General features: G+C 70.8%; 21 protein-coding genes and 1 pseudogene. 13 read left to right on the forward strand and 9 right to left on the reverse strand.

Annotated elements, in window-relative coordinates:
- Positions 1 to 49 precede the first annotated feature (49 nt).
- Entirely contained in the window at positions 50 to 1,246 is a 1,197-nt protein-coding gene (locus ABT078_RS01240; protein WP_351222911.1) for a JmjC domain-containing protein, read from the forward strand.
- A 50-nt stretch (positions 1,247 to 1,296) separates the two neighbouring features.
- Entirely contained in the window at positions 1,297 to 2,028 is a 732-nt protein-coding gene (locus ABT078_RS01245; RefSeq protein WP_351222492.1) for an aldo/keto reductase, read from the forward strand.
- Here ABT078_RS01245 and ABT078_RS01250 read toward each other — a convergent pair.
- The 5 genes from ABT078_RS01250 to ABT078_RS01270 form a co-directional block, all read right to left on the reverse strand.
- Complete coding sequence (locus ABT078_RS01250; RefSeq protein WP_351222494.1) at positions 2,016 to 2,876, reverse strand: hypothetical protein; 861 nt, start codon at positions 2,874 to 2,876, stop codon at positions 2,016 to 2,018. The two genes, ABT078_RS01245 and ABT078_RS01250, sit on opposite strands and share 13 nt — an antisense overlap.
- A 286-nt stretch (positions 2,877 to 3,162) precedes the next feature.
- Positions 3,163 to 4,392, reverse strand: a complete 1,230-nt coding sequence (locus ABT078_RS01255) for a damage-control phosphatase ARMT1 family protein (RefSeq protein WP_351222495.1) — start codon at positions 4,390 to 4,392, stop codon at positions 3,163 to 3,165.
- Positions 4,393 to 4,813: 421 nt separating this feature from the next.
- The gene (locus ABT078_RS01260; RefSeq protein WP_351222497.1) at positions 4,814 to 5,512 is read right to left on the reverse strand and encodes an SDR family oxidoreductase; all 699 of its coding nucleotides are present in this window, start codon (positions 5,510 to 5,512) and stop codon (positions 4,814 to 4,816) included.
- A gap of 325 nt (positions 5,513 to 5,837) precedes the next feature.
- Positions 5,838 to 6,866: an RNA polymerase sigma factor gene (locus ABT078_RS01265; RefSeq protein ID WP_351222499.1), complete on the reverse strand. Its 1,029-nt coding sequence runs from the start codon at positions 6,864 to 6,866 to the stop codon at positions 5,838 to 5,840.
- Positions 6,867 to 6,920: 54 nt separating this feature from the next.
- Positions 6,921 to 7,967 (reverse strand): lytic transglycosylase domain-containing protein, encoded by a 1,047-nt coding sequence (locus tag ABT078_RS01270; protein WP_351222501.1) that lies wholly within the window; start codon positions 7,965 to 7,967, stop codon positions 6,921 to 6,923.
- Between the two features lie 254 nt (positions 7,968 to 8,221).
- Between ABT078_RS01270 and ABT078_RS01275 the strand changes: the two genes are divergently transcribed.
- The 7 genes from ABT078_RS01275 to ABT078_RS42580 all read left to right on the forward strand — a co-directional run bounded on the left by ABT078_RS01275 (position 8,222) and on the right by ABT078_RS42580 (position 13,272).
- A complete protein-coding gene (locus tag ABT078_RS01275; protein ID WP_351222913.1) occupies positions 8,222 to 8,482 on the forward strand; it encodes a YkoF family thiamine-binding protein in 261 nt (86 codons plus the stop codon).
- Positions 8,479 to 8,856, forward strand: a complete 378-nt coding sequence (locus ABT078_RS01280; protein ID WP_351222503.1) for a helix-turn-helix domain-containing protein — start codon at positions 8,479 to 8,481, stop codon at positions 8,854 to 8,856. The genes ABT078_RS01275 and ABT078_RS01280 overlap by 4 nt, the downstream gene beginning before the upstream one ends.
- Positions 8,857 to 9,011: 155 nt before the next feature.
- Complete coding sequence (uraD, locus tag ABT078_RS01285) at positions 9,012 to 9,521, forward strand: 2-oxo-4-hydroxy-4-carboxy-5-ureidoimidazoline decarboxylase (protein WP_351222506.1); 510 nt, start codon at positions 9,012 to 9,014, stop codon at positions 9,519 to 9,521.
- Positions 9,521 to 9,946: a hydroxyisourate hydrolase gene (gene uraH, locus ABT078_RS01290; protein WP_351222508.1), complete on the forward strand. Its 426-nt coding sequence runs from the start codon at positions 9,521 to 9,523 to the stop codon at positions 9,944 to 9,946. Before uraD ends, uraH begins: the two co-directional genes overlap by 1 nt.
- 7 nt (positions 9,947 to 9,953) lie before the next feature.
- Entirely contained in the window at positions 9,954 to 10,901 is a 948-nt protein-coding gene (gene pucL / locus ABT078_RS01295) for a factor-independent urate hydroxylase (protein ID WP_351222510.1), read from the forward strand.
- A gap of 236 nt (positions 10,902 to 11,137) precedes the next feature.
- Positions 11,138 to 12,529, forward strand: coding sequence for an 8-oxoguanine deaminase (locus tag ABT078_RS01300; RefSeq protein WP_351222512.1), 1,392 nt, complete (start codon positions 11,138 to 11,140; stop codon positions 12,527 to 12,529).
- 116 nt (positions 12,530 to 12,645) lie between these two features.
- Positions 12,646 to 13,272 carry a hypothetical protein gene (locus tag ABT078_RS42580; RefSeq protein WP_502981126.1) on the forward strand — a complete coding sequence of 209 codons (627 nt, stop codon included), beginning with the start codon at positions 12,646 to 12,648 and terminating at the stop codon, positions 13,270 to 13,272.
- Here the strand turns inward: ABT078_RS42580 and ABT078_RS01310 are convergent.
- Positions 13,187 to 13,876: a 3'-5' exonuclease gene (locus ABT078_RS01310; RefSeq protein WP_351222514.1), complete on the reverse strand. Its 690-nt coding sequence runs from the start codon at positions 13,874 to 13,876 to the stop codon at positions 13,187 to 13,189. The genes ABT078_RS42580 and ABT078_RS01310 overlap by 86 nt on opposite strands.
- Before the next feature lie 210 nt (positions 13,877 to 14,086).
- Positions 14,087 to 14,695 (reverse strand): TIGR03086 family metal-binding protein, encoded by a 609-nt coding sequence (locus ABT078_RS01315; RefSeq protein WP_351222516.1) that lies wholly within the window; start codon positions 14,693 to 14,695, stop codon positions 14,087 to 14,089.
- A gap of 218 nt (positions 14,696 to 14,913) precedes the next feature.
- Between ABT078_RS01315 and ABT078_RS01320 the strand changes: the two genes are divergently transcribed.
- From ABT078_RS01320 to ABT078_RS01330, 3 genes are all read left to right on the forward strand, one after another.
- Positions 14,914 to 17,001, forward strand: coding sequence for a hypothetical protein (locus ABT078_RS01320; RefSeq protein WP_351222518.1), 2,088 nt, complete (start codon positions 14,914 to 14,916; stop codon positions 16,999 to 17,001).
- Between the two features lie 120 nt (positions 17,002 to 17,121).
- Positions 17,122 to 17,640 carry a hypothetical protein gene (locus tag ABT078_RS01325; RefSeq protein WP_351222520.1) on the forward strand — a complete coding sequence of 173 codons (519 nt, stop codon included), beginning with the start codon at positions 17,122 to 17,124 and terminating at the stop codon, positions 17,638 to 17,640.
- A gap of 199 nt (positions 17,641 to 17,839) precedes the next feature.
- A complete protein-coding gene (locus ABT078_RS01330) occupies positions 17,840 to 18,775 on the forward strand; it encodes a fibronectin type III domain-containing protein (protein ID WP_351222915.1) in 936 nt (311 codons plus the stop codon).
- On the opposite strand, the gene ABT078_RS01335 is transcribed toward ABT078_RS01330, so the two are convergent.
- Positions 18,765 to 18,986 carry a hypothetical protein gene (locus tag ABT078_RS01335; RefSeq protein WP_351222522.1) on the reverse strand — a complete coding sequence of 74 codons (222 nt, stop codon included), beginning with the start codon at positions 18,984 to 18,986 and terminating at the stop codon, positions 18,765 to 18,767. The genes ABT078_RS01330 and ABT078_RS01335 overlap by 11 nt on opposite strands.
- A 553-nt stretch (positions 18,987 to 19,539) precedes the next feature.
- On the opposite strand from ABT078_RS01335, the gene ABT078_RS01340 reads away from it, so the two are divergent.
- The gene (locus tag ABT078_RS01340; RefSeq protein ID WP_351222524.1) at positions 19,540 to 19,845 is read left to right on the forward strand and encodes an Rdx family protein; all 306 of its coding nucleotides are present in this window, start codon (positions 19,540 to 19,542) and stop codon (positions 19,843 to 19,845) included.
- A 77-nt stretch (positions 19,846 to 19,922) separates the two neighbouring features.
- On the opposite strand, the pseudogene ABT078_RS01345 reads toward ABT078_RS01340, so the two are convergent.
- Positions 19,923 to 20,090: pseudogene (locus tag ABT078_RS01345) on the reverse strand (malate synthase A); the annotation flags it as partial.
- Positions 20,091 to 20,138 lie beyond the last annotated feature (48 nt).

The following is a 20,138-nucleotide window of genomic DNA, read 5'->3' on the forward strand; positions in this document are numbered from 1 at the left end:
CCCTCGCCGATCGTGTGTGCCACGTGGTCGAAATCATAAGGAGGCAATGGTGGAACATCGTTTGATCAGTGCCATTGAGGCGGCACTTGGATGGAATGGTGCCGAAGTACTCGGCAAGGGCTTCGTGCGAGGTCATGTCGATGACACGGCGCTCGCCTCACGCATCCTCACCCCGAGCCGCATGCTCGACATCGTCATGCGCAGGAGCCTCAGTCGCCCCCAGTTCCGGTGCTTCCGCAGGGGCGAGGAAGTTCACCCGGCCGTCTACTACACCGACAGCGTCAGTCCTCGGTGCCAGAGCATTTCCATGGTCAACTTGCGCAGCCTCGGCGGGCTCTTGCGCGAGGGGGCGACGCTCATCCTCGACCAGGTGAACGTCTTCGATCCGACGATGGAAGTCGCATGCCGGGCGTTGCAGTGGTGGTCGCACGAACGGGTGCAGGTCAACGCGTACCTGACCACGAACGATGCCGCTGGCTTCCCGCTGCACTGGGATGACCACGACGTGCTCATCGTCCAGCTCGCGGGTGAGAAGGAATGGGAGGTACGCGGAACGTCCCGAAGTGCCCCCATGTATCGGGACGCCGACCCCAACACCACCCCGAGTGACAACATCGTTTGGTCCGGCGTGATGAGGACCGGAGACGTCATGCACATCCCACGAGGACATTGGCACCAGGCAACTCGAACCGGCAGCGGCTCGGGAAGGAGCCTGCACGTAACGTTCGGGATCACCAAGCGCACGGGAGCGAGCTGGCTCGCCTGGCTGGCCGACTGGTCCCGCGAGCGCGAGACCTTCCGGCGTGATCTCGACCGCCAAAGCGGGGCCGACAACCGGCTGCTGGCGGCGGCCGCCACGGAGTTGATCGGCGAGCGCGCACCCACCGACTTCCTGGGGGCGTATGAGCAGGAAACGACTCTCGCTCGCCACGTGCCGTTCTTGGACATCTTCGGCCCGCTCAACTCCGTGGTGTGCACCACCCACTTTCGGCCCCGGATCACGGAGAACGGCACGACGGTCGATGTCATGACCTCGGGCAAGAAGCTCACCCTCGCAGCCAAAGCGCTTCCCGCACTGCGACTCCTGCTCAGCGGCACGCCAGTCCACCTGGACCAGGCATCGGTCGTGGTGGGTGCCGAGGTGAAAGAGGTGGCCGAGATCCTGGTGGAGGAGGAGATGTGCGCGCCGCTCACACTCGAGTTGTCCTCGGGCTACACCGATCTCGTCACGAACGCAGTCTCCTGACCAGTGCCGCGGACCTCGGCGTCACCGCGATCGACACCAGTTCCAACTACATGGGGTTCCGCGCGCATCAAACCCTGGCGAGCAAGGCCGGCGATCTGCTGTCCAAGTTCACGGTGTCCACGAAGGTCGGATACTTCCCGGCAAGCGGTGCGCCAGCGCATTCCCTCGACCCCGATCGCCTGCGCGCCGCCGTTGAGGAAGCCGTCCAGGACCTGGGGAGAGAGCCGGACCTGGTGTTCCTGCACAACCCCGAGCACAGCCTCGTCCGAGTACCCGAGACATCGGCGCCTGACAGCCTGGTCGACGCCTGCTCTGTACTGGTGGACGCCACCGCGCGCGGGCTGTGCGGCTCCTGGGGAATCTCGTCCTGGGACCCGCGAACGCTGGCCGGACTCAGCGGAGGCGGACTTCCCCGCCCCGATGTCCTCATGGTCCGCGCCGGCCTGCTGGTCGGCATCGAGACCTTGGAGGCCGCCGAACTCATCAGCAGACGATGGCAGCCCTCGGCGGTGTGGGGCATGAGCCCTTTCGGTGGGAGCACGTCGGAACCACTGTGGGAGAGATTCGACCCGCGGGTCTTCATCCGAGATGCGCAGCATTGCACTCCAGCCCAGGCCGCCTTCCGGACCGCCTTCGCCCTGCCCGCCGTGGACAAGGTTGCTGTGAGCACCAGCAGCATCGACCATCTGCGTGAGCTGGTCGGATCCCTGGACTACCAAGTGGACCAGCAGACGGTAGACCACTACCGCCGCCTCCTGCACGACGGGCGTCAGACGGACTGAAGTTCACGGGCGAGGCGAGCGGCTTCCTTCCGCGCGGGCACCAGCCGGGGGTCTGCCTCGTGCGAATGTGGCCCAACGACCTTCGTGCAGAAGAACAGCGCCATCAGGCGGCCGGACCTGCTCTCCAAGTCCGGCCGTCGCTCACGCCATACGCGATCTGCGAGAGCCGGTACTGCGAGGGCATTGCCCCACAGCGTCGCGGCGTCCAGCCCTCGGGGTGCCATCCCCCAGTCCTCCCAGTCGATTACGCAGAAGTCCGGGCCGGTCACGTTGGCCCAGGTGAGGTCCGCGTGCGCCGGAGCCCATTCGTCGACCGAGAGATCAGGAAGCTCGGGGAAGACCGCACGGATGGTCACGTCCACCACGTCTTGCGTGATCGACTCGGTATCCGGCGTCGCGATACGAGGGGTGTGCTGTGTGGCGAGTGCATCGAGCGTGGCGTTCAGCGCGGTCCACCATGTGCTTGGCAGCCGTGGGTCCTCGATCACCAAGGCCGCTTGCGCAACAGGTGGCGCGGTGATCAGCTCCGTTTCATCGGCACGCCACATGACAGGCTCGGCCCCATCACGCCACGTCACCCCCGCGTACCAATCCGGCATGGCCACGCCACGCAAGACAGCGGCTGTTTCCGGCCCGTTGCCCCCCTGGGCCCCTATCCTCCCGAACGACCGCCGCTCCACGCGCACCCATGTACCGCGATCCGTACGTCCCCCAACGGACCGGCGTTTACGGATCACCGTGTCCCGGTCAATACAGACTTGTAGAGACCGCTCCACGCGATCGAGCACGTCATCCACCGACTCGAGCCGCAGATCAACAGCGCGTGCAGGGGGCACCGACAGCGTCATGCTGGGACCGTAGCAAGCGCCGACCCTCCCGCGTTGACCATTCGGCCGCGCCTACATCAACTCTGCGTTCCTTCTGGTGCTCTTCCGCGCTGGACCGATCTTGGACACCGACCACTCAGCGCTGGTGCGAGACCAACGTGCAGCGCCAGAAGGGGCACACCCTCTTGAAGTTGGCCAACGACGGGCAGGCCTCCTGGGGGGGCGTGACGAGGAACGTTGCCTTCGGGCTGGCGTCGGAGGCCCACCAGCCAGCCTTTGAGTAAGGCGTCGAGATACCTCTCTCCGTCTAACGCCGAGCTTGGATCAGGGCGTGAGTACCGCTGGTGCGCCAAGCCTGGCCGGACCGTTCGAGCGTGCTCACCTTCCGCTGCTCCAGCCCGACGACGACATCGGACTTCAGAGTGCGGAGCGCTGCGACGGGCCCCGGGAAATATGCGGTGACGTCCGCGAACGACGTCGTCGGCTCCCACAGCCGGTCACCGACAAGGCGGCGGTAGTTGAGGTCGCCCTTGAGGATGGTCACCGCGGCAGCCGCGAACTCCTTCCGCAGGTCCTCGGGCATCTCCTCGTACGGCAGCGGAGCGCAGAAGAACGGGTGGGTGCGCACCTCCAGGTGACCTGTCCGCATGGCCTCCCAGAGGCGCCCGCCGATCCTGCCCGGTTCACCAGGCGCCTGGGCGAGGCGACGGAGGCAGTCGACGACATCCGCCGTCGTCGCGTCGGATACGTAGTACGGGTAGGGCTTGACGTGGAGTACGACCCTCTCGGCGTGGCCGTGTCCGAGGAAGTGGTCGGTGAGGACCAGGTCGGGGATCAGTTCCCGTCCGGCGTTGTCCGCCACTACGGCGACGGTCGCCGGCGCCCCTGCGGGCAGGAGCGACCACAGCTCGGCGCTGTCGTCGGCGACCAGGTTGGGGTCGGTGTCGCCGGGCGCTGGTTCATCCGCCGAGGCACGGAAGCCGAGGTCTGCGCGGTTGCCCCAGAGCGAGGCGTACAGCAAGGCCGTGGCCCGCTCGCCGGCGGGCGCGTCGGCGAGCTCGTCCAGGGCCCGGAGTTCCTCGTCCACCGCCGCACCGCGCAGTTCGGCCTGCTTGAAGGGCATGAAGGGGTCGACTCCCTGCCACGGCCCCTCACCGAAGTAGTCGATGGCGGCGAGGAGCCTGCGGTAGAAGTAGCTCTCGGACCAGAGGAACGGGACGTCGAACCACGATCGTCCGAAGTGTTCCCGCCCCCAGACCGACCAGAGCTCGAGGTCCTGGTCCGACGCGTCGAGCGGTTCGACGACACCGTCGGTGATCTCGTCCAGGAGAGCGTCGAGGGCCCGGTGCTGCCGGGGACCGTACGGGAAGGCGTCGCGTACCTGTCGGATCAGCGCCGGATGGCGCCTGTCCAGGACGCCCCGAGCGAACGAGCCTGGCTTGTTGCTCAAGATCACCGGCGCTTCGGATCCGGCGGCCTTGCCGGGGCCCCGGTCGTCGCCCTGGTCGTCGTGGGCGCCGGAGATCTTCTCTGTCATGGTGTCCGAGCCCTTCGCGTATCGCTCGTGCGTCCTCGATGTCCGGGGCCAAGGCACCGGGCGGACTGCCCAAGAACAGTGCATCGGAGTCCACCCTGCCCCCGGCGATCTGTCTCTGCTCGCCGAGCGACCAGAGGCGTACGTACCGTATCGCCGCCATCACCGGTACCAGCCCGCCACCAATGACCGGGAACCCGATGATCTTGCGGGTCGGGGCGGTCCCCGGATGCCCGCGTCGCTCGGAGGGCGGTCAGCTCGGCCTGGAGGCCGGCCGCGTCCGGTCATCGCACGGAGCGGCCGGCGCCGGTGTTCCTGTCGTCCGGCCCGAGCGAACGAGCCCGCCATGTCCGCTTCCCCTGATGCCGGGAACGCGGTTCTCACCGGCCTGCTCGGCGGTCAGGACGACGACGAGTCGGGGCGGTCACCGATTGGCGTACAGCGCCTCCAGTTCTCCCGAGAGCGCGGCGTGTACCTGGCGGGTGATCTCGTCCACCAGCACTTCGGGTTCGTCATTGAGCAGCGCTGCCATCGTCTTCTCGGCCACGTCGGCCGCGAGGATCTTGGGGGAGTCGATGTCCGCCGCCAAGTCGGTGTCGACATAGCCGGCATGCACGCCGACCACCAGCGTGCCCTGCTCCCGCAGCGCCAGTCGGAAGGCGTTCGTCAGCGACCACTGTGCGGACTTGGAGGCCGCGTAGCTCGGAAGCCGCCTGTTGGCCACCCACGATGCCACGGACAGCATGTTCACCAGCGCGCCGCCGCCGTTGGCGGCCAGTACGGGCGCGAACGCACGCGAGACAGCCCAGGTGCCGAAGTAGTTGACCTCCATCTCGCGCCTGGCGCCGTCGAACGATCCCTCGAGGAGGGACGGGCCGCCGGCGACCCCGGCGTTGTTGATGAGGATGCTGACATCGCCTGCGGCACGTGCGGCTGCGGCGACCCGCTCCTCGTCGGTGACGTCCAGTCGCAGCGGAACGAGCCCGGTGTCCCGGATGGTCTCCGGCTCCCGGACCCCGCCGTAGACCTTGGCGGCGCCGTGAGAGAGCAGTGCCTGGGCGAACGCCAGCCCGATGCCACGGTTGGCTCCCGTGACAAGGGCCACCGAACCCGTGATGTCCATGATCACCCTCCTCGCGCGCGGATGTGTGAAGCCTCCCCTCTTCCGACGCTAGGCCCCGGACGGCGGCTCAACCACCGGGCCACCTCACTGCACCTGCGTCCGTACCTCTTCCGCACTCGACGCCCAGAGCTGCGCGTGCCGGACATGCCCGAGGCCGACCTGCGAGAACGTACGAAGGCGGGCCATCACCCTGTCCGGCCGGCTCCTCCCGCTCCCGCTCCGGCGGCTTCGGGGCGCTTTCCCCTCGACCTGCCCGGACCTTGTTCGGGACACGGGGTTCGGCGTCCACGTCGGGCAGCGCTCTGTGTCCCGCGTTTCGCCGTTTTCACGGCGTCGGCGCGTCCATCGGGACGGGCGGCACGGTCGTGGGCAGAGCCGGTACCGACAGCGCGGGTGGTGCGGACGGCATCGGCGCAGCCGCCGCGCCGGGTTCGGCCGGGACGGGCGGAACGGCCGGGGCATCCACGCCGGGCAGTGGCAGCGGTGGCAGCGACGCGCCCCGGACCATCTCCGTCACCTCCGGGACGTCGGGCGACGGCAGGGATGGCAGCGGCGGCACGGAGACGACCGGCAGGAGCGGCGAGGGCGACGAGGTGGGGCTCGGGACGAGGGACGAGGTCACCGGGCTCGCGGCTGAGGCCGGGGCCGGAGGGCGACGGGCCCCGTCGCCGTCCGCCACGCGCACCTTCGCGGTGTCCGACGTGGCCGGCGAGCGGACGGGCGGACCGTCCCCGCCGTGGTCGTACGGCAGGACGAACCCCGCGACGACCAGCGTCGCCGCTGCCGTCGATGCCACGGCCACGGCCTGGGCGTTGCCCACGGTCCGCGGTCGGCAGCGGTCGCACAGCCACACGGCGAGGCCCAGCGTCGCGGCCAGGGAATTGCGCAGCGTCCGCCGGGCCCGGGCCAGCAGGGACTCGACCGTGCGGTAGCTCAGTCCCATCTTCACGGCGACCTGGCCGACGTCGAGGTCCTCGGACTTCAGCCAGAGCGCCTCGGCCTGCCGGGCGGGCAGTTCCCCGCTGCGTACGGCCAGCCACTTCGCCTCGGCCCGGTCGCACACCACGTCCTCGACGGGCGCCGGGCCCGGCGTGATCAGTGTCGGACTGTTGTGCACCTCGGCCTCGCGGTGGACCTGGCGGTACCGGTCGACGCAGAGCCGCATGGTCACCGTCGTCAGCCAGGCGCCCAGCCGCTCGTCGTCGAGGTGCGGATTCTCCGCGGCACGCAGCATCGCCTCGTGCACGGCGTCCTCGGCGTCCTCGACGCTCATGGATCTGCGGCGGGCCACCTTCAGCAGCTGCTCCCGGTGGCTCCATGCGCGCTGCCACCGGTCCTGAGACGTCTCCGCCATGAGGGCCCCTTCGCGCTCACCGCCGGTCCCTGCCGCCCGGCGGTGAGCGCGACATTACCGCCGGGTATCCGGGGTTGTGGAGGGGGCGGCACCCATCGAATCCGTACCGTTGCCGACCAGCGGAGTCGTGCTCGGCAGTACCCCGCCGCCCGGCGGCTCAACTCCCTTTCCAGCAAGGGGAATTACCGGTACCCGCGGCTCTTCCGGCCCGTTTGCGGATTGGCTCTCGGCGGGCCCGGAAGGCACGGAAGGCGCGGAAGGCCCGGAGGACGAGGGAGCGGGGGAGGGGGACGACGGAGCGGCCGGGGGCGAGGACTGCGGCCGCGCCGGTCGGGAGGACTCCGGGCCGGGGCGGGCCTCGGCTCCTCCGTCGCGCTGGTCGGGCACCACGCGGTGGCCGCCGAGGTAGTACGCGAACCAGGCCCTGATCGTACGGAGGTAGGCCGCCGAGTGGTTGTAGGCGAGGATCGCGCGGTCCAGGTCGTCCGGGTCGGAGAGGTCCCGTCCGCCCGCGCACAGGTAGCGGCCCGCCGCGAGAGCCGCGTCGTGGACGTTCTGCGGGTCGGCCGTTCCGTCCGCGTTGCCGTCGGCGCCCCAGCCGGCCCAGGTCGACGGGATGAACTGCATGGGGCCGACCGCGCGGTCGTACAGGACGTCCCCGTCGTACCTGCCGCCGTCCGTGTCCCTGATCGCGGCGAACCCGTTGCCGTCCAGCCGCGGCCCCAGGATCGGCGCGAGTGCCGTGCCGTCCGGGGCCACCCGCCCGCCGCGCGCATGCCCGGACTCGACCTGGCCGATCGCGGCCAGCAGTTGCCAGCGCAGACCGCAGCCGGGGGCGCCAGTCGCGAGCGCCGACTCCGCCCCCCGGTACGCGGCGAGGACGGTGGCCGGCAGTGCGCCCGCGGCGGTCACCGCGGAGCCCTCCGACGCACGGTCCGCCCCGCCCCCGCGCTCCACCCCTTGCGCCCGCAGCGGCGGCAGCTCGGTGCGGTATGCGCCGTCGCCGGCGACGCCCGGCCGCCCTTGCACGGCGGACGCTGTCTCCCCGGCGGGCGGAGAGGCCTGCGCCCCCGGCGCCTGGGAGGCGGTCAGTGCCGCCATGGCCGCAGCCGCCACTGCCGTACCCCTGACGCCCCTGACACCTGTGACCCCTCTGACGCCCCTGACTCCTGTGCCCTTGCGCCGTGTCATCCCGCAGCCCCCTCCCTGTCCTGACGCCGCACCGGAGATGAGGGCCGGTACGGCTTCCCTCACCGGCTCTACGCCGGCCGGGCGCCGGTCCGTCGCGCGGAAGCCGCGCGATTTCGGGGCCGGGCGGCGGAGGCCGGCGCGGCCGGGCTTAACGTGGGGGCATGGTGCGACTGAGAGTGGAGTTCACGACCGAACCGTTCGACCTGGATGAGGCCCCCGCCCACGCGCTGGTGGCACGGGAGGTCATTCAGGCGGCGGATCTCGACGCCGTCGATGTCGGGCCGTTCGGGAACACGGCGGAAGGCGGCACGGACGAGGTGCTCACCGCCGTCGACTCGCTGCTGCGCAAGGCTCTCGGAGCCGGCGCCACCCGGGTCTCGCTCCAGGTCAATGTGATCGGGGAGATCGGGGAGGGCGAGAAGTGACCGAGTCGGCAGACCACCCGCTGGTCATCGCGGTGAAGCCGCTGGTGGACGCCATGGGCGCGGAGCTGCTCCGGCCCGAGCAGGCGGGGCGTGACGACGTCGTCCTGGCCTGGGAGGGCGTCGAGGTCGTCGCCGTGCGGCTGCCTCAGCTCTCCGAGTCGCTGGACCACATCCTGGTCGCGCTGGAGCGCCGCCACGGCATGCCGCTGTCCGCGCTGGACCGCAAGACCAAGCAGTCGGTCGTCCGGCTCCTGGAGGCACGTGGTGCCTTTTCGGTGCGGCACGGGGTGGAGACGGTGGCGAGTGCGCTCGGTGTCAGCCGGTTCACTGTGTACAACTATCTCAACCGCGAGAATGCCGCGAAGAGTGAGTAGTTGATCGCTGTGCGTGGAAGGTCGCCGTCCGGATGTCGGGACAGCGGCTTTTGTGTCACCGGAGTTTCAACAAAGTGTTGACGCGGTGTCGGCGGAAGGCGTTAGCTGTCCCCAGCCCGTCCGACGCACAGTGCAGAACAGCCACGGAGGCTCCCGTGTCTTCGACTTCCGTACCGGGCCTCGCCCGGTTCAACACCTTGCCGGACAGTGCGGCCCAGGCCGCGCTGCATGAGGTGTGTGCCAGCTCGGCGTGGGGGAGCAAGCTGCTCGCCCAGCGCCCGTACGCCACCGTGGAAGCCCTCTTCGCCGCCGGCGACGCCGCCATGGCCGAGCTGACCGCCGAGGATCTGGCCGAAGCCATGGCGGGACACCCGCCGATCGGGCGCCCGAAGCCCGGGGACCCGACCTCCTCCCGCGAACAGAGCGGAATGGCCGGCGCCTCCGAGACGCTCAAGGCCGACATGCTCGAACTCAACCTGGCCTACCAGGACAAGTTCGGCCACGTCTTCCTGATCTGCGCCACCGGCCGGACCGGTGAGCAGATGAGGGACGCCGTCCGCGAGCGGATCGACAACTCGCCCGAGCAGGAGCGGGAGATCGTCCGCACCGAACTGGGAAAGATCAACCGCATCCGGCTGGGCCGCCTGGTGGAGGAAGAGAACTGATGAGCACCGCGACCGCGGCATCGCCGAAAAGTTCCGTGTCCACCCACATCCTGGACACCAGCGTCGGACGTCCTGCCGAGGGCGTCGCCGTTTCCCTGTCGGCCCGAGCCGGGTCCGGCGCGGAGTGGGTGGCGCTCGGCGGCTCCGCGACCGACGCGGACGGGCGCTGCAAGGACCTTCCGGCGCTGCCGGAGGGCACCACCCACGTACGGCTCGACTTCGAGACCGAGCCGTATTTCTTGAATGAGCACAGCTCGAAGAAGCAAGCCGAAGCCCAGCAGGACGCCCCCGCGAATCGGGACAGCGGTGCCGCCGGGGTGTTCTTCCCGGAGGTGGCGATCACCTTCGCCGTCGTACCGGGCGAGCACTACCACGTACCGCTGCTGCTCAACCCGTTCGGCTACTCCGTTTACCGAGGGAGCTAGCAGACACATGACAGCCAATCCCCGACCCGCCCGCCCTGTGATGCTGGGACAGAACCAGTACGGCAAGGCAGAGAACCGTGTCGTCAAGATCACGCGCGACGGCGACACGCACCACATCAAGGACCTGAACGTCTCGGTCGCCCTCTCCGGCGACATGGACGACGTCCACTACTCCGGCTCGAACGCGAACGTCCTGCCCACGGACACCACCAAGAACACGGTGTACGCGTTCGCCAAGGAGTACGGCATCGAGTCCGCCGAGCAGTTCGGCATCCACCTCGCCCGTCACTTCGTGACCTCGCAGGAGCCGATCCACCAGGCGCGCATCCGTATCGAGGAGTACGCCTGGGAGCGCATCGAGGCCTCGGACGCCAACTCCAAGTTCATCGGCGCGGACGAGGTCAAGCACTCCTTCGTCCGCAAGGGCCAGGAGACCCGGGTCACCCAGATCACCTACGACGGTTCGATGTGGGAGGTCATCTCCGGCCTCAAGGACCTGGTCGTGATGAACTCGACGAACTCCGAGTTCTGGGGCTACGCCAAGGACAAGTACACGACGCTGCCGGAGGCGTACGACCGCATCCTGGCCACTCAGGTCTCCGGTCGCTGGCGGTTCAACTGGACCGACGACGAGCAGCGGATGCCCCACTGGGAGAAGTCCTACGAGCAGGTGAGGAAGCACATGCTCCAGGCCTTCGCCGAGACCTACTCCCTCTCCCTGCAGCAGACGCTGTACCAGATGGGTGCGCGCATCATCAATCACCGCTCGGAGATCGACGAGGTCCGCTTCTCCCTGCCGAACAAGCACCACTTCCTCGTCGACCTGGAGCCCTTCGGGCTCAAGAACGACAACGAGGTCTACTTCGCGGCCGACCGCCCGTACGGCCTGATCGAGGCCACGATCCTGCGCGACGGTGTCGAGCCGCGGATCCCCGTCGACCTGACCAACCTCTGACGCATGGCCGGCGGACGGCCCCCCGCCCGGCCGGAGGCGGGGCCGTCCGCCGGTGGCGTGCTCTGCTTGACACGTGTACGCCGCATCTGTCCGCCGCGGCGTCCCCGTACCGGACCCACCGGACCCCCACCTGCTGTTTCCCTTTCGGCACCCACGGTCCCGCGGCCGTGGCACTCAAATCCCCCCAGGGTCCTGCCGTGCCCTCACCGCCACCGCAAGACGAAGGACGCACCGCCATGGCAGCATCGGCAGCAGCCCCGCGCACAGTCATCGAGAACTGTGCGATCGCGACCGTGGACGCCAACGACACCGAGTACGCCTCCGGGTACGTCGTCGTCGCCGGCAACCGGATCGAGTCGATCGGCGCGGGGAAGGCACCCGACAACCTGGAGAACGTGGTCCGCCGTATCGACGGCACCGGCCACCTCGTCACCCCGGGCTTGGTGAACACGCACCACCACTTCTACCAGTGGATCACCCGGGGCCTCGCCACGGACCACAACCTCTTCAACTGGCTGGTCGCGCTCTACCCCACGTGGGCGCGCATCGACGAGCAGATGACGTACTCCGCGGCCCAGGGCTCGCTCGCCATGATGGCCCGTGGCGGTGTCACGACCGCGATGGACCACCACTACGTCTTCCCGAAGGGCTCCGGCGACCTCTCCGGCGCGATCATCCGCGCCGCGTCCGAGACGGGCGTCCGCTTCACCCTCGCCCGTGGCTCGATGGACCGCAGCGAGAAGGACGGCGGCCTGCCGCCGGACTTCGCCGTCGAGACCCTCGAAGGCGCCCTCGCCGCCACCGAGGAGACCATCGACAAGCACCACGACGCCTCATTCGACTCGATGACGCAGATCGCGGTCGCCCCGTGCTCCCCCTTCTCCGTCTCGACCGAACTGCTCAGGCAGGGCGCCGAGCTGGCCCGTCGCAAGGGCGTGCGGATGCACACCCACGGCTCGGAGACCGTGGAGGAGGAGAAGTTCTGCCACGAGCTGTTCGGCATGGGCCCGACCGACTACTTCGAGTCGACCGGCTGGCTCGGCGAGGACGTGTGGATGGCCCACTGCGTCCACATGAACGACTCGGACATCGAGGCCTTCGCCCGCACGAGGACCGGTGTCGCCCACTGTCCGTCCTCGAACGCCCGCCTCGCCGCCGGTATCGCCCGAGTGCCGGACATGCTCGCCGCCGGTGTGCCGGTCGGCCTGGGCGTCGACGGCACCGCCTCCAACGAGTCCGGCGAGCTGCACACCGAACTGCGCAACGCCCTGCTGATCAACCGCCTGAGCACCGTGCACCGTGAGCGCGCGCTCAACGCGCGCCAGGCCCTGCGGCTCGGTACCTACGGAGGCGCCCAGGTCCTGGGCCGCGCTTCCCAGATCGGCTCCCTGGAGCCCGGCAAGCTCGCCGACCTGGTGCTCTGGAAGCTGGACACGCTGGCCCACTCCTCGATCGCCGACCCGGTGACCGCCCTCGTCCTCGGCGCGGCGGCCCCGGTCACACTCTCGCTCGTCAACGGCAGGCCGGTCGTCGAGGACAGCCGGCTGCTGCACGTCGACGAGGACGCCATCGCCCGCTCCACGCGGGACGAGGCCCAGCGCCTCGCGCGGATCGCCGCGCAGGCCTGACACCCCCGGTAGTCCGGCCGAGGGGGACGGCCCTCGGCCGGCGGCCGTGAACCCGAGCGGGGTCCACGGCAGCCGTCACCGGGGGGTGCGTGCGCCAAAGGCACGCACCCCCCGGGATGGTGACTCGTGTCGCCATCCCCATGGTCCAGGCCGGTGAGGACGTCGGCCGCGAGGGCGGCGTTCCCCGTGAGTCCGATGCCCTGGCGTACGTACGCCTCGGCCATCGTCCGCAGCCGGGCGCAACTGTCCACGATCTTCGCCGAGTAGCCGTACGACTACTGGTCGGTGTCCGGTTCCGGGTCGGCGAAGACGAGATCGGGCCAGAGCGAGCCGCTCGCGGGGGCCATGGCGTCGCGCCGGCCGGCGGCGGCGCCGAGCTGTCCGCCCTGACCGACGACGAGCGCGCCGAGCTGGTCGCCCATACCCCGCTCTGGTTCTACATCCTCCGTGAGTCGGAGACGAACCCGCGCCACCCCGGCCGTCTCACCGGCGTCGGCGGTCATCTCGTCGCCGAGGTCTTCCACCGGGCGATGGAGGGCAGTCGCACCTCGATCGTCCGCCATCCCGACTGGCGCCCGAGCCTGCCCGCGGCACGCCGCGGCGCCTTCACGATGGCCGATCTGCTGCTCTTCGCCTTCGACGGCGACGCGGACCAGCTCAACCCGTTGGGGGACGGCCCGATTCCGGCTGCGGAGTCCGTGCCGGGTGCGGGTCCGGGTGCGGTTCCGGGTCCCACAGCATGAGGTTGCTGAACAGCTCCGCCTGCTCGATCGCGTCGTCCAGCGCGTGATGAGTGTGCCGTCGCCGCGAGAGCAGCATGCGCGGCATCGTTCCCTTGGCGACGGCACGCAGCGGGAGCCGGGACTTCGTCGCGTACAGGGTCTTCATGTCCAGACATCCCGAGTGGCCGAACGGACTCGCGCCGGTGAACCGGATCAGATACCAGTACAGGAACATCCAGTCGTACGAGGCCGGGTAACCGCACATCACCGGCTGGGCTCCCGTGCTCACCTCGCGCACCCAGTCGACGAACGCGGCCATCGCGGCGGCCGGTTCGCTGCCGTCCCTGATCAGCCGGTCCCGGTCGAGCCCGCTCACCGCGAGCGCCTCGGGGACGAACTCCTCGCTGATCGGCCGCAGCTCGCGGTAGAAGGTGTGTGCCCCGTGGTCCGCGGCCGGCACGTACCCCTGCGCGTCCTGCCGCCCCGCCACCGCCGCACCGAGGCTGATCATCGAGTACGGGCCCGGGATCGGGCCGTCGGCCTCGACATCGACGGAGATGTAGAGGCTGGGCTTCACACGGCGTGACGGCGTGCGTGGTGAGGAGGGCGACGACGGATGAGGCATGGGGCGAGCCTCGCAGGCCGCCGGCCCGCGGGCCACCGGGTTTTCGACGCGTCGTACCCGCCCGGTCGAGGATCTCGTACATGTGCGACACCCCGGAGCTCCTGCCGGCATGGGCGCGCGGGATGCTCCCCGTCGGGGCGACCGTTGCAGCTCCCGCCCCCGGGGTGCGCTGACCGCGGGCACGGGGTGGTCGCCCCTTCGCCGGTCTCGTCAGCGGGTGTCGGCCTCCCCGGTCCAGTGAGGGCTCCGCCCGCTCAGCGCGATGACCCGGTCGAGCAGCGGCGCGTCGTCCGGGACCGGCACGGCCGGGCCGAACATGCCGTCACTGCCCGGGTCGTCCGCGGCCGGCTTGAGCAGGCCGTACGACACGGCGAGGCTCGCTTCGTCCGGGTCGTGGTCCTGGCCCGTGGCGCGGGCCAGGTCCCAGCCGTGGACGAGGAGTTCATTGAGCGCGACCCGCCCCGCGATCGCGGCCGGGAACGTGACGCCGCCGGCCTGGGTGTCGCCGTCCCAGGCGCCGGGGGCGCGCCACGCCGCCACCAGCTCGTCCAGGACGCGGGGGAGTGTCCCGCGCCAGTCGTCCTCCAGCACAGGGGTGACCGTGCCCGGATCGGTGTCCGTCGTCGGTCCGAGGTCCTTGCGCGCCGCGTCACGGAAGGCGACGGACAGCCCGAGGATGTGGGCGAGGAGCTCCCGTACGGCGTACTTCGGACAAGGGGTGGGATCGCCGAGACGCGCGTCGTCGACGCCGCTCGCCAGCCGCGCCATGGCGGCGGCGACGGGTCCCAGGTCGGGTGTGTTCGTGTGGTTCGTCTCCATGACCGGCAGACCTTCCCGCCGACGGAAACTCATCGGTGTCCCGACGGCGACCCGTCACTGCCGCATTTCGGTGCCCCATCTGTGCCCCGTCGCTGTTGCGTCGGCGACCCATCCGTGAGTCCGCTTCGGTGACGCAGAGGTTCCCGGCGATCACCCGATCGGGCCATCCGTACGCGCCAGGACGGCCGAGTCGCCCATGGCGCCCATACGCTCCCGAGGTGACCCGTACCGCCCCCACCGCTGCCCTGAACACCGGCCTCGACGACTTCCTCGCCTGGGCGGAGTCGGAGCGCGGAGCCGCCCCGCCCGCACGCCCCGCGGACGCCGTGCTCACGCTCCTCACCCTGCACGGCGTGGACACCAGGGCGGGCGTACCCGAGCCGACGCCGCAGCTGCTGGTCCGCGTGCTGCACGAGGACCTGCCGGGGGTGCTGGCGATGACGCCCGACGAGCTCGCCGCCATGCCCGGTCTGCTCACGGCACTCGCCGACCGGGTCAAGGCGGCACGCAGGCTGAACGCCAAGCGCCATGCCCGTCTGATCGCCGTCGTGGACGAGGCGCTTCCGGAGTTCGAGCGGGCGATGACCGACCCGCGGAACCTGACCTGGCCGCGCTGGTACGCGTCACTGCTACGGGCGGACGGCGTCGACGCGGACGACGCCGATGCCGTACGGACCTGGCTGGCGGCTCACTCCCGGACCCCGCACGCCGACCGCCCGCAACTGCCGGCACCGCTGCACCGCTCCGCCGTCACGGCCCGCACCTTCGTGGCCCGGACCGTCCTCACCGAGGCCCTGCTCGCCCAGGACCCCGCCGCCGGGCCGGACCGGCTGGAGCGCCTCGCGGCCGAGCTGACGGACCGCTGGACCGCCACCGGCCTCAGCGACGCTCTCGCCGGCCCGTACGCCGAACTTGCACCCGGCCCGGAGGACCTTGCGCACCTCGCCCTCGCGGACCGTACGCGCGACGAGCATCTCGACTACTTCGCCGACTCCGGTGTCCCGCTCCCTCCGCCGCCCGCGCCGCCGGCCCCGGACGCCATCAGGGCCCTGCTGCACGCGGCCCCGCTCCCCGCGGCCCTCGCGGCGGGAACGGCGGGCGACGACCTGCGCGAGGTGGCCGAGCGGTGCGGATTCCCCGGCCCTGCCACGGCCGTCTGGACCGAGGGCACGCCGGAGGAGCTGACCGAGCTCGGCGCCGACGTCCTGGCCGCGCTGGTCGAACGCATCCCTGTGGCCGCCGGGCCGGAGCAGGAGTACGCCGTCGACGCGGCGCACATCCTGTACACCCTCTACGAGCGCGGCTGCACCCCGGATTCGGTGGCCCGCAAGGCGGCCGACATCGCCGGCTGGAAGGTCGCCCCGGGCCTGGAGGAGCTTCCGGTGCCCGTCCCGGAATCGGCCCCCACCGCCTACTCGACCCCGGCGACGGCCGAACTCACAAGCCTCCTGTCCCTCCCCGAGCTGACGGATGCGGACCGCGCCGAACTCGACGCCCACGCGCACGCCCTGGCCGGCCTCGTCGACCAACTCGCCGAGACCGGCTGTGTCTTCCGCACCGGCGACGCGTACGGCCTCACCCCGCTCGGCAGTGCCGTCATGCGCCACATCCTGACAGCGGGCGAGGTCGCCGCCCCCGACCAGGAGGACGTCACCGCCTGGGACGCCGCCGAGACCGTCGCCGCCGTCCAGCACTGGCCCCCGGCCATCGCCGCAGCCACCCTGACCGCCTGGACGACGGCCCGCGGCGGCACGGACGCGGCCTGGAGCGAGCTGCTGACGGCCGTGTCCGCCGCCAAGTCCGCCGACTTCCCGAACACGGCGACTCCGACGCTGTTCGCCCACCTCGACGCCGCCGCCGTCCCGGTCGGCGCGCTCCGGGCGGCCGTGACCGACCCCGTCACCGGCGCATACGCTCACCGCCTGCTGGCCGCTCGCCACGAGCCGGCCGACGAGGCCCTCGTCCCCGTCACCGCTCGCGCGGCCCTGACCCTCGAGGACCTGGACCTCCTCTGGACGGAGGACATGCGCGCCTTCGTCGCCGCCGCGGCCGAGAACCGCGAGCCGGACCCGGTCCCCACGGCGGTCCTCGACGCCTTCGACGCGGCTGCCGCCGTATGGCCGGGCGGTGCCAAGGCGCTCGTCCGTGCGCTGGCCGACGCGGATCCGCCCACCTCGGCGCGTGTCCTGCACGACCTGCGCGACCGGCACCCGGAGCGGGCGGTGAGGGACGCGGCGGCGCACACCGTCAAGACCGCCGTGTCCTCCATGCCCTCCGGGAAACGGCGCGCGTCGCGGAGCAAGTGAGGCCCGAGCCGTCCGCTGGTCGCGGGCGCCGGAAAATCGCAGGCCGGAACCCCAACCGCCCCCGTATCGTGCCGGACCGGGCTCGAACGGTCCGAACTGGAGAGGCGGCGATCGACCGGTATGTACGACGTCTGGCGACGAGCGGAGCTGAGCAAACGGCTTGATGTCTGGTCGAGCTACCTGGGCTCACGCGTTGATGAAGGTGCCACGGGACGCCGCGAGCTGGAGGAAGTTCTCGCCGCGGCGCGCACGGCTCAGGCCGCCGGCGACCTGGACTCCGCGGAGGACCTCTCGCGCCGGCTGATCGACGATGCAGGTGAGTACGGTCTGCCCCACGCCCCTTCGGCTCCGCGCCCCGAGGAGGCCGACGCGCAGGTGCGCGACTACGTGAAGGACCTCCTCCCCGAGGCACTCTCCCTGGCGGAACGCGACGGTCTCGACCGCGTCAGCCTGTTCCTGCGGTGTGAGTCCAGGCGTCTGCGCGGTCGCTGCGACATCGATCCGCTGACGCGTCAGGACATCGACTACGTGTACGCCCGCGCGTGGATGGCTCTCGATCTGGGCCAGGTGGAGGCCGCGAACCGTGAACTGGTCCGGCTGCGGGACATAGCCGCGTCGTTTCCCGAGCGATCGCCCTGAGCCGGCCCGAACGTCCGTCGGGTCGTCCCCCGCACCGTCACCGGCTCGCCCGATGGACAGCGCGCGATCCGGCCGGGCCGCGCACGCCGGGCCCTTGCAGGGCGTGGCCGACTGTGCCATACAGGTCTGGACCAATGCCCCGTCGGACGGAGGCAGTCCTGTGCAACACACCCTGGGATGCGCCGTGTTGACCGCTCTGATGTGCACCGCCGCCGCCCTGCTCACGGCCTGCGGTGAGCAGGAGGCCGGGGACACCAGCGGCCCGTCCGTACCGAGCGGCGTCACCGCCCAGGCCGGCAGCGCCACATCCGTGCACGTCATGTGGGAACGGTCGACGGACGACCGTGGCGTCACCGCGTACGAAGTCTTCCGCACCGGAACGAAGGTGACGTCGGTGCCCGCCACCAAGCACATGATCGACGTGGACGGCCTGACGCCCTCGTCCGCGTACACCTTCACCGTCCGGGCCCTCGACGCCGCGGGCAACGCCTCACCGCACAGCGCATCGATCCCCGTGACGACCCTCGCCCCGGCCGCCGAGGACAACCGCGCCCCGAGCAGGCCCGGCGCCCCCGAGGGCCGGGCCGAGGGCGCCCGGTCGGTGACTCTGAACTGGGGCGCGGCGAGCGACGACACGGCCGTCACGTCGTACGACATCTACCAGGCCGACTCCCGCATCCACACCGTCCCCGGCACCACGACCACCGCCCGCATCACCGGTCTGCGCCCCGGCACCGTCTACACCTTCACGGTCCGGGCCCGCGACGCGGCGGACAACGCGTCCCCCGACAGCCCCTCGCTCGACCTCACGACCGCCTCCGCTCCGGGCGCCGGTCCGAACACGGCCCCAACAGCCCTGACCGCCGCCGCCCGCACCACCGGCACGGCCCACGCCATCGACCTGACCTGGACCCCACCGAAGACGGGCGCCCCGGTCGAGGAACACCAGCTCTTCCTCAACGGCAAGCTCGCCACCACGATCGTCTGGGGCGCCCAACCCCCGCCCGGCCAGGTCCGTTACACCTTCACAGTCACCGACAAGCCGGGTACGCGCTACTCGGTCAAGCTCCGGGCGAAGCTCCCGGACGGGAACTGGGGGGACTTCTCGGCGCAGCGCACGGTGGTCATCGGCTAGGGACGCGATGGGGGCGGTGACGTTCGGCGGCGGCGTGCCACCAGCCGGGCGGGGAGGGACCGTCGACCTCGGCGCTCGGCTGGTCGGGGTGCAGGCCGAGCCGGCGCAGGGCGTCGCTGCGGACACGAACGTCGAACCACCCGTGCCAGTGCCCGTCGGGGCCGACACCGCAGGCAAGCCCCCAACGGATCTCGTTCTCGTCGAAGGGCATCCAGTCGATGCCGCGGTCACGCAGTCAGGCGCGTGCGGCAGCCATCGGCCGGAGGCAGCCGGGCAGGTTCTCGTAGGCGGCGACGGTGACCCAGTCCGTGCTCGGAGGATTCATGGCCTCCATGATGCCGGGCGGGGGCTGCTCGCGGCATCCGACGTCGGACCGAGTCGATGAGCCTCGGGCGGACCCGCGAACTCGTCACGCTCCCGGACACGGACGGTGCGTGGCGGGTGCAGGTTTGCCGCGCGGGCCGGACGGAGGCTGAGCGACTCGCGGCGGAGACGGGCACGGCCAAGGGCGTCGAGCGCTGTCGCGTCCGCTTCCGGCCCACGGCGTGACGACAGTGTGTGCCGGGGACGCGGGCCGTCCCGCGGTTGATGCGCCCGTCCCGGCCGTCCGGAGAGCGGACTCCGGGTGGTGCTTCCGTGCCGGCGTGCTCGTCGGGCCGGGCACGCCCGTCAGGACGCGCCCGTCAGAATGGGAACGTACGAGTGCCCGCGGCCGCGGCCCGGTGCTCCACCTTCACCACAGCAGCCGAGAGGTGCGTCGTCCCGTGAATCCGTCCACCCCGCCCACGGAGTCCGCTCACCGTGTGCAGATCGAGTACTGCACCCAGTGCCGCTGGCTGCCGAGGGCCGCATGGCTGGCCCAGGAGCTGCTCACCACGTTCGAGACGGAGCTGGAGGAGCTCGCACTGAAGCCCGGCACCGGCGGTGTCTTCGTCGTGCGCGTCGACGGCGAGGTCGTGTGGGACCGGCGGGAGCAGGGCTTCCCGGAGCCCACGGCCGTCAAGCGGCTGGTCCGGGACCGGGTCGCACCGGGGCGGACGTTGGGGCACACGGACAAGCCGGTGCAGTAGTCACCGGCCGAATGCCGTCGCCCCCTGGTGTCGTGCGGTACGAGGGGGCGACGGCAGCGACACGCAGACGGCCGAGGTCAACCGGCCAGTTGCTCGTACGCCGACAGGGGCAGGACGTCCGCGCAGTCCGCGTCCAGTGAGACGTGCAGCAGCAGGTCGTGCGCCTGCTGCCATGTGTCGGCCGCGAAAGCCTTCTCACCGTGCTCCTCGCGTCTCGCGGCGAGTTCCTCGGCGGCGACCTTGCGATCCACCTTGCAAGCTGGCGACAACGGGTCATGGCACGCCGCTGACAC

Source organism: Streptomyces sp. NPDC002133, from assembly GCF_040296405.1.
Taxonomy (GTDB): Bacteria; Actinomycetota; Actinomycetes; order Streptomycetales; family Streptomycetaceae; genus Streptomyces.